Raw genomic sequence first — 13,280 nt, forward strand, 5'->3', positions numbered from 1 at the left:
TATAAAAATAATAAAAATAGTGGCATATATTTATTAATAATATATTGACAATTGCAAATATATTATATTATTCAACCTCGGAAGTTGGTTTTATTTTAACAAGTATATAATTTTTCATCTCAGATTTTGAGATATATGCTATATCTTTTAATAAGTATTTTCCAACTTTAACATTTTCTATTTTTTCATGGTATGTGTCATAATCCAGTTTTATTCTTAAACCATCCAACTGGGTTACAACAGGCATTGGAGAAAGGATATTAAATATCTCATCTACCTTTTTTTCCAGTTCATCCTTCAACACAACAGGGGGAATTACAGGGGGGTCGTATGAGAGCTCCTCCCTTTTTCGATTAATCAATTTTGTAATTTCATCCACCATCTTTTTTAAAGCCTGTCTCTCTTCACTATGCCTTAGTCGGTGAGCTCTTCTTCCTAAATTTCCCACATATGGATAAGGTATGTCCAGTTTTTCAGGACCTCCTGTTATTACAACTGGGATATCTACATCAAATAAATGGGTTTTATCCAATAGGCAGCTTTCAAAATTCCCCATGACATAAACTGCAATATCGTGTTCTTCTATTAATCTTTTTTCTTTTTCTTTGATACTGCTGATGCTTTTCCCTGCACCATGGGCTAATCCTATCATGTTTGGTTTTGCTCCAAATCTTCTAACATATTCTGAAATATCGCATGCTGTGTGGGGAAGGTGATGCCTCGATAAACTGGGAGCTACCACTGCGATTTCCGTTCCAGCCAATGGGGTTTCGACGACTTTTCCCTTATACTTTTTGGATTCTATTTTAAAGTTTTCTATTTCATTTTGAGGTAATGCAATTGTCATATATACATCTAACTGCATGATATGCTCCTGTATTACAAACCCCCCTACATCTTCAATCCACTCTTTGAGTATGTTGTTTTTATAAACTCCACCTTCATATCTAACAATTTCATACATTTTTCCACCAAGGATTATGCTATTAATATAATTAGAAATATAATTAGAAATCAGACCGGATGGTAATTGTCCCAAATGTTTTTTTGCTTTCTTTGAATGATGTTACATCAGTTATAATCCTTTGAATCGCTGATTTTTCATCAATAAGTGTTATATGGTCCGTGATTACAATTTCTTCAAAACCGTATTTCTCTATGGTTTTTAAAATTTCATGAATAATATTCATCTGCAAGATATTTATTGATTTGGTTGTTATAGATATATGGTCTATGTTATCCCCACTTTTCATTATTTTAGCCAGAGGTTCCCAATCTCGTGTTAGCATTTCTATATAGTCATCTTTTTCAGATACTATATAATCCCTTCCACCAAGTAATATTATTAAATCCTCTGCAAGTTTTTTTAATTTTGAATTCTTATCTTTGTCGTAAAAATAAAAGTTTGTTATTCTGGAACATTTCTGGATTTTTGAAGTTTTTTCACTGTATATTCGGTATGTTTTTACAATATCTCCCCTACTTACAATACCCATAAGGTTTCCCTTGCCATCCACGACTAAAAGCCTTCCAATATCATTTTTTGCCATTATTTTTTGTGATTCTGATGCGGAGGTTTCAGGAGATATTAATATAAGCTGGTCTTTTGGAGTCATTATATCTTTAATAGTTTTTTTGTTAGTTTTTTCCAAATCTTTAAATGTAACAACCCCTATTAACTTTCCATTTTCATCTACAACAGGATATCCCATATGTCTATAATGTTCAATATATTCCCTTAATTTGCTAATATCGTCGTCTTTGTTAATTGTGATAATATGTTTAGTCATAATATTTTTAACAGGTATTTTTTCTAAAATCCTTAAATCGTAAAGTTTTATTAAATCCTCTTCAGCCTCCTTTACAAAAACATTAATATTATCAAATATATGCGATAGTGAGTTCTGCTCTAATCCAATATTATATACTCTTTCTACTGTTGAAAGTTTTTTAAACAACATATTAACCACCAATTTATTGTAAAAAATTAATCCTCCCTTATCATAAAAAATATATTCTTACAATATTAATGTTAAAATTAATATATATTATCCTATATAAATAATATAATTGAAAATTATTATTTAATTATGAATATGTGCCCTACAAAACATCAAGTTATTATTAATTCCATATGGTATATCGAAATAATTATTGTTTTCGCTTACGAAGTAAGGGAGCATTAAAATTGTTTCACAATTTCAAGCTTCGAAAGTTGAAAACTTTCGATGTCGAAGCGAATCCAAAGGATTCACTGACTTACAAAAACTCTTCGAGTTTTTGTCAAGCAACGAAAACCTGAAAGGTTTTTCGCCTAATTGAAAAAATTCAAAAGATTAAGTTTTACAATCATGTTTCACGCTTTTTCAGTAATTTCCACAGAAAATATGCTGAACCGCCCCACAATATTATTGCACCAAATAAAAACATTATTATTGCAGATTTATTCATTTAGACACCTTTTTTACTGCATTTTTTTATGAATTCATCCACGATTCTATATTTTTGCTCCATGGAATTTTTGAGAGTATAATGGATATCAAAAAGCCCAATCCTACAATGGATGCACCAATACCTAAATATTTCCATGAATATCCTCCATAAGGGACCTTCAATAAGTTCATAATATCTAGTCCAATTATTAACAACAATAACAACGGTGTTAAAATCCCTGCAAATAATTTCCAGTATTTTCCTATTTTTATATCTGATAAATTATTTAGATGATTTAATAATTTATCTCCTTTAAATATCCACATGGCCATAATCGTTTCAGCACACCCCACAATTGGAAGCATATATCCTGCTGTGAAATGGTCTATAATATCAATCCAATAAATTCCAGCTTTTGTTGTATATATCAAACTTCCAAGAAGTCCCAAGCATGCTACAACTGAAATAGCCTTTTTTCTACTTACGTCAAATTTGTCCATCACTGCGGCAGTCATAGCTTCTACAAGAGATATTGAAGATGAGAGTCCTGCTATTGTAAGTGCTAAGAAAAACACTATTGTTAGTTCCAATCCCATAAATGGCATTAAAGATAATGCCTTTGGAAACACAATAAATGCGAGACCTATGCTTTTATCTACGATTTCATTTAATGGAGCTCCCGTGCTGTATGCCATATACCCTAATGTGCTGAAAACGGCAAACCCTGCTAAAAATGAATATCCACAGTTTAAAAAGGATATTGTAAAAGCACTGGTAGTTAAATCTACTTTTTTAGGCAGATAACTTGCATAGGCTATCATTATTCCAAACCCCAAACTTAACGAATAGAATATTTGGGAAAATGCACTAATCCAAACACTTGGATATAACAAAGCGTTAAAGTTTGGGGTTAAATACCAATTTAAACCTTCCATGGCTCCGGGCAAGGTTATTCCCCTTATTACTAAAACTAACGTAAGAATAAATAATGCAGGCATGAATATTCGACTGGCTTTTTCAAGGCCATTTTTAACGCCCGATTTGATGATGGTGTAATTGATTAACCATATTATTATCACAGAAATCAATATTCCCATGGAAAATCCTTTAAGACTTCCAGCGTTGGATGAAACTTGAAGTATTGTTCCAAAAAAATAATCTCCAAAATCAGTGGGGAATCCATTTAATAATAGAATCCATTTAATAATAGATTGTATAAATAATACATGCACCATCCAATAATACTCATATAATAGGTTGTTATAGTAAATCCGGACATTACTGCAAACCATCCTATCCATTCACTTTTTTCATGCAGTCTTTTAAATGCAAGTGGTGCGGAGCCTTTTGTCGAATGTCCAAGGGCGAATTCGAGTAGCATTATAGATATTCCTACGCAGAATAATGCTACAAGATAAGGGATTAAAAATGCACCCCCTCCGTTGTTATATACTATGTATGGAAATCTCCATATATTGCCCAACCCCACAGCTGAACCAACTGTTGCCAGTATAAAGCCTATATTGGAACCCCACAGTTCTCTTGCCATTATATCCCTTAATTAATTAAATATTGGTAATTCCTTTTTCTTTAAGTCTATTTACTACATCATCCCATGATGGAAAATTAGTTTGACAGCCTTTTTTCTCTACAACAAAGGAAGCTACGCAAGATGCAATAAGCCCACAATCTTTTAAATCATATCCTTTTAAATAGGCGGTTAAAAATCCTGCTCTGTAACTATCTCCTGCTCCTGTTGGGTCTATAACATTCGTAGGAATTGCAGGAACTTTTATTTCATCACCATCATGGTAAATAATACTTCCATCTTTACCGTAGGTTATTATCAAGGTATTTATTTTTTCCATGAGCTCCGCCGAATCTATATCCAATAACTTCAAAACTCTTTCATACTCATGGTTGTTCATAAACATGAAATCTAAATGGTTTATTATTGATTCCATATCCTCCTTACTATACAAAGGTAAATCCTGTCCAGGGTCAAAGGATACCAGAGTTCCACAATTTTTTGCCTTTTCCGCACATTTCACATTAAATTTTGGGTCTCCCGTTGCCAGATGAACAATATCTACATTAAAATTTGGAGGATTTAATTCTCCATAATGTTTAGCTGCTCCCCATAAAAAAAAGGTTATCTGGTTATTATGGGGGTCTGTAAAAATCCATGCCTTTGGTGTTTCTTCTTCATCGGAGTGATATACATTGGATACATCAATATTTAAATTTTTTAAATAGCTGCTATATCCTGAGTTTATAAAATCATAACCTACGCATGAAACAATGCCTGATTTTAATCCTAATTTAGCCACTCCAACTGAAACATTGCAGGCGGCTCCTCCATAATATTTTTTAGCAGAAGGTATCTGAACAGAGGTATTTGGTTCAGGGAAGCTTTTAACATTAAATATATAATCAAGTGCTATATGTCCCACAGAAATTATTTTTTTATTATTGGTTTCATTGGTATCCATATATTCACTCATAATCATCACCTGCAATTTTAATGGCTTCACTTAGGTCTATAAGATTTTTATAAATTGCAGAGCCTACAACTACGCCTTCAACTCCTATTTCTTTTAATTTTAAAAGGTCATCGTAGGTAGTTATTCCCCCAGAGGCTATAATTGGTATATTGAGTGCATCTACAAGCTCTTTAACAGGTTCAATATTTATGCCCTTTAAGAGACCTTCAACATCTACATTTGTAAATAAAATACTTCCAGCTCCTTTTTCTTCCAATATTTTTCCAATTTCAACAGGTGAGTATTCTGTTTTTTCTTTCCATCCTTTTATTACAACTTTTCCATCCTTTGCATCCAGAGCAACCATTATTTTTTCTTTTCCAACCTTTTTTGATAATTCTTCTACAATATCGGGATTTTCAACTGCTGATGTTCCCAAAATAACTCGTTCTGCCCCAATATTTATAAGGTTCAACGCATCATCAACTGTCCTTATACCTCCGCCAATCTGAACAGGGACGGATACTGACTTTATGATTTCCTTTATTATTTCTTCGTTCGTATTTGTTTGATATATCGCTTTATCTAAATCAACTAAATGAATCATCGGAGCTCCTTTACTTATCCATTTTTCTGCAATTTCTAATGGATTGTCGAGCTCTAAATGCTTTTTATCTGGGTTTCCCTGTATTAACTGAACACATTTTTTGTTTTTTATATCTACTGCTGGAATCACCATCATTATTTCACCATGAAAATACTTTTTAAATAATTATATTATATAATGATTTCGAAAATAAAATTAACTATATTTACAACAATCCAGATGTATGTATTAATCCAAAAATCCCACTTGATATAATTTCAATGGAAATTGCACTTAATATTAATCCCATAAGTCTTACTATTGCTTTTATCCCCGAAGTTTTTAGAATTGTGGCGATATTATCTGATAAATAAAGTATTACCGCAGATAGTAGCGCTGCTAATAATATTGAAAGGAGTATTGCTAATTTGTCATATATTGTAGTGCTATGCTCCATTAATATAATGCTCGTTGTAATGGTACCTGGACCTGCCAATAAAGGAATTGCTAGGGGCACTACTGCAATATCATCCAATTGCACCATTTCTTCTTTTTCCTTTGGAGTTTGCCTAGTTTTTGATATTTGGGCATGAAGCATATCCCACGATATTTTTAATATTAAAAGGCCCCCTGCAACCTTAAATGAATCTATTGTAATTCCAAAAAATTCAAATATCCATTTTCCAAAAAATCCAAAGGTTACCAATGTAAGTATGACCACAACCGCAGATTTTTTTAACAGCGTTATTTTCTCTTTCTCGGTATTGTTTGATGTCCAGATATAAAATAATGGCACAAGACCTATGGGGTTCATAATAATAAACAAAGAGGTAAATGCATAAATAAAGAAGCTAATGTTAAATTCCATTCTTTCACCATTTCCATTAGGAAATTTACTATAACTTAGAAATATCTTGCCCTTTTTTCAACATCTTCCATATGCTTTATCACAGTTTTCCACTGAGAATATGTTTTATATCCTTCTAAGATTTTAACCCATATGTCCTCAAATCTATCAAAATGAATGCTCAGAATGGATTTTTTTAATACAATCAAATCCACAGCCTTATCTTCTATAAGATTTGAGAATTTTCCAAGCCCAAAATCTATAATATAGACTTTATTATTTTTGTTAATTTTTTTATCTTTCTTATTATTTTGATTATTTTGATTATATTCTGCATACCCTTGAATATACACCTTATCATTGTTATTATTTTTAGCATCGTAATCCTCCCCTACTATAAAATTTGATGTTGTGAGGTCGTTATGTATTATGTCGTTTTCATGGAGTTTTCCAATAATTACCCCCATGTCATAGCAACAGTTTAGATTTCCATTTTCTATTTCTTCTTTTGCAAGTTTTCCATCTATGTAGCTCATAGTTATAATATTATTTTCCTTATCTATATCAAATATATAGGGAGCACAAATATTAAAATCTTTAACAAGTGCTAAAAATTTAGCTTCTTTAATAGTTCTTCTATTTCTAATTGATTCATCGAGCTCCTTTATTCTATAATTTTTTATTATCCTTTCCTTTGTAATGGATTCCCATCCTAAATATGATGTTTTTTTAATATCTGCTTCGGCACCCTTCCCAATTAAATGCTCAGGTATCCTTCTTTTCTCACAAGTGCCGTTTTCAATCCAATTTACTTCTACCATATCACTCCTGTAATTTGGAATTGGTTTTGTTTCATCAATATTCATTTTTTTTCCATTTTTATACATTAAAAGTCCGAGCCATGCTATCATTGCCCCATTATCTCCGCAGAACTGTTTTTCAGGCACGTAAAACTTTACATTCTGTTCCTTACACATAATATTTAACATTTCCCTCAGTCGATTGTTTGCGGCAACACCGCCTACAAGCATAACCTCAGGTTTGTTTGTATGTGCGAGAGCTCTCTCGGTAATTTCTGTTATCATGGAAAAGGCAGTTTCTTGGATGGAATAACATACATCTTCCAGTTTTTCTCCAGCATTGTATTTCTTTATTGCAGATGTAAGAAGCCCTGAAAATGTAATGTCCATACCTTTAACGCTGTATGGCAGGTTTATTAATTTTTTTCCTTCTTTTGCATGTTTTTCGACATAAACACCCCCAGGATGTGGAAGACCGCAGTTTCTTGCAAACTGGTCTAAACAATTTCCTATTGCAATATCGAGAGTTTCTCCAAAAACCCTATATCTTCCACAGGTATATCCTAATACCTGAGTATTTCCTCCACTTACATACAAAGTCAGCGGGTCTTTTGCCCCAGTGGTTAGCTTTCCAATCTCCACATGGCCTATGCAGTGATTTACTCCAATAATCGGCTTTTTTAGTGATAGGGATAGAGCTCTTGCAGCAGTTGCAGTAACTCTCAAACTTGGACCTAATCCAGGACCTTGGGAAAATGATATTAAATCTATTTTCTCTTTTGGAATTATATTAAATGCTTCTTTTATTAATTTTGGAAAAGTCTCTGCATGATGGTCTGCCGCCTCCCGTGGGTTTATGCCTTGAACAGGTGGTTTGTATATTATGGTTTTGTTAAATAAAACATTTCCATCTGAATCTACAACCCCAACACCTGTTTTTTCCGCTGTTCCTTCCAGACCTAAGCAAATCATCATCTCACCAAAAAATTATAAAATTATAAAATTATAATTGCAGTAAAATTATATATTTCATGCATTGCATTTATGATATACCATTTATGTAATAAATATAATATGTTATTAGTTGTAAAGTATATATATTAATTCAAATAATATATTAAAAAAGGTTTAAAGGTGAGATTTTGTTTTTGGATAAGATTGATAATGCTAAAAAAGCTTATACTTTTGATGATGTTTTATTGGTCCCTAATGCTTCCTACGTTGAGCCAAAGGATACCGATATATCCACAGATTTGGCAGGACTGAAATTAAATATCCCTATTATTTCTGCCGCAATGGATACCGTATCTGAAAAGGAAATGGCAATAGCACTTGCAAGGAAAGGAGGTATTGGGGTAATTCATAGAAATATGACAATAGAGGAACAGGTAAATCAAGTAATGGCTGTTAAAAAAGCCGAAGATATAATTGTAAGGGATGTAATTACAATATCACAAGATTACACCGTAGATGATGCTGAAAGGATTATGGAAGAGTATTCTATCAGCGGACTTCCTGTTGTTGATGAAAATGATGAGCTCTTAGGGATAATCACAACAAGGGATGTAAAATATATACAGAATAAGGGCACCCTTGTAAAAGATGCCATGACAAAGAATGTTGTTCATGGTAATGAAGATATTACCCATGATGAAGCCATGAACATCATGTATGAAAACAGAATAGAAAGACTTCCAATTGTGGATAAAAACAATAAATTAATAGGCATGATTACATTAAGGGATATCTTAAAAAGGAAACAATACCCAAATGCCGCAAGGGATAAAGAAGGAAGACTTTTAGTAGCTGCGGCATGTGGTCCAAATGACTTAAACAGAGCTCGGGCACTTATAAAAGCAGAAGTTGATGCAATAGCTATTGACTGTGCCCATGCTCACAATATGAATGTTGTAAATAATATTAAAATACTTAAAAAGGAGCTCGAAGGCACAGGCATAAAGTTAATCGTAGGAAACATAGCAACAAAAGAAGCGGCAATTGATTTAATAGATGCAGGAGCTGACGCCTTAAAAGTAGGAATAGGTCCAGGTAGTATTTGTACCACAAGAATCGTTGCAGGAGTTGGGGTTCCACAATTAACAGCAATTGCAGAGGTTGCAGAGGTTGCAAAAGAACACGATATCCCAGTAATTGCAGATGGTGGTATAAAATACAGTGGAGACATAGCAAAGGCAATAGCTGCGGGAGCTAATGCTGTAATGCTTGGAAGCTTATTAGCTGGAACAGACGAAGCTCCGGGACAGTTAATTACAATTAACGGAAGAAAATACAAACAATATAGAGGTATGGGCTCCCTTGGTGCTATGTCAGGGGGCGTTGGTGCAGGAGCTGATAGATACTTCCAAAGCCACATGAAGCATGTTAAAATGGTTCCAGAAGGAATTGAAGGGGCAGTTCCATACAAAGGACCTGTAAAAGATGTGGTATTTCAATTAATTGGTGGTTTAAGGTCATCAATGGGATACTGTGGTGCTAAAAATATAAAAGAAATGCAGGAGAAGGCAAGATTTGTATTGATAACTCAAAGCGGTCAGCAAGAAAGTCATCCTCACGATGTGCTTATTACAAACGAAGCTCCGAATTATCCGATAAATAAATAATTAAAATAATAATTTCTTTTTTTTAAACTCTAAATCTTATTTAAGAGATTCTTTTTTATTTTTTATCTTCATAAATAAAAATATCCTCAATTTTAACATTAAAAAATTTTGCAATTTTAAACGCCAATTTTAAGGATGGGTCGTATCTTCCCTTTTCTATTGATATAATGGTCTGCCTACTAACGCCTAATTTTTTTGCCAAATCATCCTGTGTTAAATCATACATTGCCCTATAAACTTTAATTTTGTTTTTCATAGTATCAACTATATTTTTTGATATAATGAGCATAATACACATAATATGTTGCAAGGGCATACATCATCAATAATCCAATGGAATTTCCAGAAATTATCATTTCTCCATATAGTGCGATATACTTAGCCAATATACTATAAAGCGTAATAGTTGCTAAAAACATTATAATTGATTTAAATGCACTATATCCACTATTTTTTAGTATTTCCATTTTTAACTCGTCGATTTTTTCATTGGGATTTTCTTTTAACATAGGGGTTATTGATACTATTATAGTCGTGCAAACAATTGCGGAAAATATAAACTGTATGGTCTCGGAGCTCAGGGCAAATATATATAAAATCCCCATTACTGCACCATAGATAAATGGAATATAAACTTCATAAGGATTGTAAAATTCCCCAAATTTCTCCCTGAGCTCACCTTTTTTAATCATTGCAATTAAATACATTATAAAATATGCTAAAATGCCAATTATTGAGCCAGAAACTGATAAATCTGGATTATTATTTGAAATATATGCAAATATAAAAAATCCAAACATCATGGATGCAACAAATCCCAATGTAAGTTTTAAACTTTTGCCCATATTCCCACCGATTTAAGATAAATATTTTTTAAATAAATAATTCCTAAACATTGCAAAATTAAATGCAGTTAATAACATGATTTCCACAGTATAATTCATAACATTAACACTGTATGTAATTTTATTGGAGTATAATATAAATAAAAATACATAAACAGTTATCATTAAGATAATGGCAGATATAAATGCAAAATGTCCAGATTTTTCTGCAATATGTTCCATAAATTCATCCTCAACATAGGGATACTTTGGAGCATACTTTGAAAAATAAAGCACACCTAAAACCACCAAAATACACAGAACCGCCATTATTGTAGTATGAATGTCCATAGAGTTATACACTACATCAAAAACTACCAAACAACCTTCTATAAATCCAATACTTGCCAATACTGTCAATTTGTATATTTTCTCGGTTTTACCCTCACCAGTTCCTAAAAACCATATCATAAATATTGCAAATAGTGGAATTAAGCACAATCTCCACTCATTTAATAGCAATGATAAAATACCAACCGCTAAAATGTCAATTGCAATTATTAGTTTTAATTTATTTTTTATATCCATAATCTCAACTTTATATATCATTATAAATTATGATAATAATGTTTTACTTTATGTTAAATATACTTTACATAATGGTATATAAATTTTACTTTCATTAGTATAAAAATAAAAAAATTAAAAATAAAAATTAATAAAATTCATCCCCGTAATAATCATAATAATATTCCTTAACAATCCACAACTTATTTTTATATTTCTTTGAGAGCTTCAAAGTTTTTTCAGCTAAGTCCTTATTTTTTCTCTCAAATATTTCTAAAACTATCATTTCCACAATATCGATGGTATCTTTATCATCTGCTTCTAAATACTCAGAAGCTCCAACTTCATTTAGGAGCTCCAACAATTCATCATCCTTGGAATTTTTTAAAAATTGATTTCTTAAAAAGGACTTAAAGGTAAATATATTTTTCTTTTCAATAGGAATAAGTTTTAAAATGGATTTTCCCTTTTCCACAAGATTGTTTTTATTTTGGGTGAGCTCATCCCATAAATTGTATTTTAAAATTATATTTTTTAAAACATTTAATATGTCGTCCTTTGATTTATTTTTTAAATTATTGAATAATTCATCCCCGTCAATGTAATTATTGTTATTGTATGCTTCAATTAATGCATAGGAGTGCTTACAGTTATATTTATAAGGGCAAGAGCATAATCCAGTCCAATCATTCAAATCTACAACTGTATTATATTCATCTCCGCCCATTACCTTACCATATAATTTATTTTCAAATCTTACGCAAAATTTAACTAAATTATTTTTATAATAATCCTTTCCTCTTTCTATAATCTTTTTATCGTATATGCTTTCATAATCCATAAATATCCCATTACTACATAAATAATTTATATCGACATATATTAAAATCATTAAAAAAAGGTTATTGTTATGAAACCCATCCTTGTAATATTGGGCATGTTCTTAATTACTATCGGGTTGTTTGTGCTGACTCTTGGAATGATATATCCCAGCAAATCCAGTGAAAACAATCAGCAGGATGAATATAATGAATACAATGAAAAACAGGATGTAGGGTTTTCGGGCGTTGTAATGATAGGTCCTATTCCAATAGTGTTTGGAAATTCTCCATCATTGGCAATATTATCTGTTTTAATTGCCATAGCAATGATGATTTGGATGTTTCTATTTTACAGCAATATTATAATTAATAAATAAAAAGAAGGATGATGTAAAATATTTTTTATTCATAAACCTTTGTTCCCATAACTTTTCTTATTTTCTTAAACTCTTCACTTAATTTTTTTGTAATCTCTCCCAGTTCTCCGTGGTTTATAACTCTTCCATCTATTTCAACAACAGGCACGAGCTCAGCAGCAGTTCCTGTAATGAATAACTCATCTGCAACATAGAGCTCATGTAGTGTGAGCCTCTCCTCCACAATTGGTATATCCAATTCTTTTGCCAATTCGATTACAGTATCTCTTGTAATTCCTCTCAAAACACTTGAAGATACTGGTGGGGTCTTTATAATGCCGTTTTTAACTACAAATATATTGTCCCCAGTTCCTTCTGCAACATATCCTTCGCTATCCAATAAGAATGCCTCATGAACTCCCGCATAATTTGCCTGGATTTTTGCTAAAATACTGTTTAAGTAGTTTAATGACTTCACAGCAGGGTTTAAAACATCAACAGGCAATCTTCTAACTGATGAAGTAATTACTTTTATTCCATCCTCTCCAAGCAATGGGTTCATAGGTTCTGCAATACAGAATATTGTTGGTTTTGGACATTTTCTCGGGTCAAGCCCCAAATCTCCAACTCCTCTTGTAATTACGAGCCTTATATATGCATCCTTTAAATTGTTTATTTTAACAGTATCAACAACAACCTTTTCCATCTCTTCCTTTGTCATAGGTATTTCCAAAGTAATGGATTTTGCAGAGTCGTATAATCTGTCGATATGCTCCTTTAATTTAAAAACAACGCCATCATAAGCCCTTATACCTTCAAATATTCCATCACCGTATAAAAGACCGTGGTCATAAACTGAAATCTTTGCGTCCTCCTTTTCAACAAATTCGCCGTTTAAATATATCTTCATGAATTCACCTCATAATAGCATAAATTTTTATT

16 protein-coding genes are annotated in these 13,280 nt (G+C 32.0%); 2 read left to right on the forward strand and 14 right to left on the reverse strand.

Annotation, left to right across the window (positions count from 1 at the left end):
• Positions 1-67 precede the first annotated feature (67 nt).
• The 9 genes from Mjas_RS04100 to Mjas_RS04140 form a co-directional block, all read right to left on the reverse strand.
• On the reverse strand, positions 68-964 hold the full coding sequence (locus Mjas_RS04100; RefSeq protein WP_421078490.1) for a methanogenesis marker 7 protein: 897 nt from the start codon (positions 962-964) through the stop codon (positions 68-70).
• Between the two features lie 43 nt (positions 965-1,007).
• Positions 1,008-1,961: a CBS domain-containing protein gene (locus Mjas_RS04105; protein ID WP_421078491.1), complete on the reverse strand. Its 954-nt coding sequence runs from the start codon at positions 1,959-1,961 to the stop codon at positions 1,008-1,010.
• Between the two features lie 388 nt (positions 1,962-2,349).
• Positions 2,350-2,451 (reverse strand): MetS family NSS transporter small subunit, encoded by a 102-nt coding sequence (locus Mjas_RS04110; protein ID WP_421078492.1) that lies wholly within the window; start codon positions 2,449-2,451, stop codon positions 2,350-2,352.
• Between the two features lie 26 nt (positions 2,452-2,477).
• Entirely contained in the window at positions 2,478-3,668 is a 1,191-nt protein-coding gene (locus Mjas_RS04115; protein WP_421078493.1) for a sodium-dependent transporter, read from the reverse strand.
• Positions 3,617-3,982 carry a hypothetical protein gene (locus Mjas_RS04120; RefSeq protein ID WP_421078494.1) on the reverse strand — a complete coding sequence of 122 codons (366 nt, stop codon included), beginning with the start codon at positions 3,980-3,982 and terminating at the stop codon, positions 3,617-3,619. The genes Mjas_RS04115 and Mjas_RS04120 overlap by 52 nt, the downstream gene beginning before the upstream one ends.
• Before the next feature lie 16 nt (positions 3,983-3,998).
• Positions 3,999-4,937 carry a carbohydrate kinase family protein gene (locus Mjas_RS04125; protein WP_421078495.1) on the reverse strand — a complete coding sequence of 313 codons (939 nt, stop codon included), beginning with the start codon at positions 4,935-4,937 and terminating at the stop codon, positions 3,999-4,001.
• Positions 4,930-5,658, reverse strand: coding sequence for a 1-(5-phosphoribosyl)-5-[(5-phosphoribosylamino)methylideneamino]imidazole-4-carboxamide isomerase (gene hisA, locus Mjas_RS04130; protein ID WP_421078496.1), 729 nt, complete (start codon positions 5,656-5,658; stop codon positions 4,930-4,932). Before hisA ends, Mjas_RS04125 begins: the two co-directional genes overlap by 8 nt.
• Positions 5,659-5,728: 70 nt before the next feature.
• Positions 5,729-6,370, reverse strand: coding sequence for a MarC family protein (locus tag Mjas_RS04135; RefSeq protein ID WP_421078497.1), 642 nt, complete (start codon positions 6,368-6,370; stop codon positions 5,729-5,731).
• Positions 6,371-6,405: 35 nt separating this feature from the next.
• The gene (locus Mjas_RS04140; protein ID WP_421078498.1) at positions 6,406-8,121 is read right to left on the reverse strand and encodes a bifunctional N(6)-L-threonylcarbamoyladenine synthase/serine/threonine protein kinase; all 1,716 of its coding nucleotides are present in this window, start codon (positions 8,119-8,121) and stop codon (positions 6,406-6,408) included.
• Positions 8,122-8,291: 170 nt separating this feature from the next.
• Between Mjas_RS04140 and guaB the strand changes: the two genes are divergently transcribed.
• The gene (gene guaB / locus Mjas_RS04145) at positions 8,292-9,770 is read left to right on the forward strand and encodes an IMP dehydrogenase (RefSeq protein ID WP_421078499.1); all 1,479 of its coding nucleotides are present in this window, start codon (positions 8,292-8,294) and stop codon (positions 9,768-9,770) included.
• A 55-nt stretch (positions 9,771-9,825) separates the two neighbouring features.
• Here the strand turns inward: guaB and Mjas_RS04150 are convergent, their stop codons facing one another.
• The 4 genes from Mjas_RS04150 to Mjas_RS04165 form a co-directional block, all read right to left on the reverse strand.
• Positions 9,826-10,026: a helix-turn-helix transcriptional regulator gene (locus Mjas_RS04150; RefSeq protein ID WP_421078500.1), complete on the reverse strand. Its 201-nt coding sequence runs from the start codon at positions 10,024-10,026 to the stop codon at positions 9,826-9,828.
• A 4-nt stretch (positions 10,027-10,030) separates the two neighbouring features.
• On the reverse strand, positions 10,031-10,615 hold the full coding sequence (locus tag Mjas_RS04155; RefSeq protein WP_421078501.1) for a hypothetical protein: 585 nt from the start codon (positions 10,613-10,615) through the stop codon (positions 10,031-10,033).
• A 12-nt stretch (positions 10,616-10,627) separates the two neighbouring features.
• Positions 10,628-11,182 (reverse strand): hypothetical protein, encoded by a 555-nt coding sequence (locus Mjas_RS04160; protein WP_421078502.1) that lies wholly within the window; start codon positions 11,180-11,182, stop codon positions 10,628-10,630.
• Between the two features lie 127 nt (positions 11,183-11,309).
• Positions 11,310-12,002 (reverse strand): SWIM zinc finger family protein, encoded by a 693-nt coding sequence (locus tag Mjas_RS04165; protein ID WP_421078503.1) that lies wholly within the window; start codon positions 12,000-12,002, stop codon positions 11,310-11,312.
• Between the two features lie 69 nt (positions 12,003-12,071).
• Here Mjas_RS04165 and Mjas_RS04170 point away from each other — a divergent pair, with 69 nt between their 5' ends.
• On the forward strand, positions 12,072-12,359 hold the full coding sequence (locus tag Mjas_RS04170) for a TIGR00304 family membrane protein (RefSeq protein WP_421078504.1): 288 nt from the start codon (positions 12,072-12,074) through the stop codon (positions 12,357-12,359).
• Between the two features lie 25 nt (positions 12,360-12,384).
• Here the strand turns inward: Mjas_RS04170 and ilvE are convergent, their stop codons facing one another.
• The gene (ilvE, locus tag Mjas_RS04175) at positions 12,385-13,248 is read right to left on the reverse strand and encodes a branched-chain-amino-acid transaminase (RefSeq protein ID WP_421078505.1); all 864 of its coding nucleotides are present in this window, start codon (positions 13,246-13,248) and stop codon (positions 12,385-12,387) included.
• Positions 13,249-13,280 lie beyond the last annotated feature (32 nt).

Source organism: Methanothermococcus jasoni, from assembly GCF_049075655.1.
Classification (GTDB): domain Archaea; phylum AGJL01; class Methanococci; order Methanococcales; family Methanococcaceae; genus Methanofervidicoccus.

What these genes read in the sequence shown, in the direction of transcription:
- Mjas_RS04100 (WP_421078490.1), bottom strand. Translation starts at nt 964, where the DNA reads ATGTATGAAATTGTTAGATATGAAGGTGGAGTTTATAAAAACAACATA.
- Mjas_RS04105 (WP_421078491.1), bottom strand. Translation starts at nt 1,961, where the DNA reads ATGTTGTTTAAAAAACTTTCAACAGTAGAAAGAGTATATAATATTGGA.
- Mjas_RS04110 (WP_421078492.1), bottom strand. Translation starts at nt 2,451, where the DNA reads ATGAATAAATCTGCAATAATAATGTTTTTATTTGGTGCAATAATATTG.
- Mjas_RS04115 (WP_421078493.1), bottom strand. Translation starts at nt 3,668, where the DNA reads ATGGTGCATGTATTATTTATACAATCTATTATTAAATGGATTCTATTA.
- Mjas_RS04120 (WP_421078494.1), bottom strand. Translation starts at nt 3,982, where the DNA reads ATGGCAAGAGAACTGTGGGGTTCCAATATAGGCTTTATACTGGCAACA.
- Mjas_RS04125 (WP_421078495.1), bottom strand. Translation starts at nt 4,937, where the DNA reads ATGAGTGAATATATGGATACCAATGAAACCAATAATAAAAAAATAATT.
- hisA (WP_421078496.1), bottom strand. Translation starts at nt 5,658, where the DNA reads ATGATGGTGATTCCAGCAGTAGATATAAAAAACAAAAAATGTGTTCAG.
- Mjas_RS04135 (WP_421078497.1), bottom strand. Translation starts at nt 6,370, where the DNA reads ATGGAATTTAACATTAGCTTCTTTATTTATGCATTTACCTCTTTGTTT.
- Mjas_RS04140 (WP_421078498.1), bottom strand. Translation starts at nt 8,121, where the DNA reads ATGATTTGCTTAGGTCTGGAAGGAACAGCGGAAAAAACAGGTGTTGGG.
- Mjas_RS04150 (WP_421078500.1), bottom strand. Translation starts at nt 10,026, where the DNA reads ATGAAAAACAAAATTAAAGTTTATAGGGCAATGTATGATTTAACACAG.
- Mjas_RS04155 (WP_421078501.1), bottom strand. Translation starts at nt 10,615, where the DNA reads ATGGGCAAAAGTTTAAAACTTACATTGGGATTTGTTGCATCCATGATG.
- Mjas_RS04160 (WP_421078502.1), bottom strand. Translation starts at nt 11,182, where the DNA reads ATGGATATAAAAAATAAATTAAAACTAATAATTGCAATTGACATTTTA.
- Mjas_RS04165 (WP_421078503.1), bottom strand. Translation starts at nt 12,002, where the DNA reads ATGGATTATGAAAGCATATACGATAAAAAGATTATAGAAAGAGGAAAG.
- Mjas_RS04170 (WP_421078504.1), top strand. Translation starts at nt 12,072, where the DNA reads ATGAAACCCATCCTTGTAATATTGGGCATGTTCTTAATTACTATCGGG.
- ilvE (WP_421078505.1), bottom strand. Translation starts at nt 13,248, where the DNA reads ATGAAGATATATTTAAACGGCGAATTTGTTGAAAAGGAGGACGCAAAG.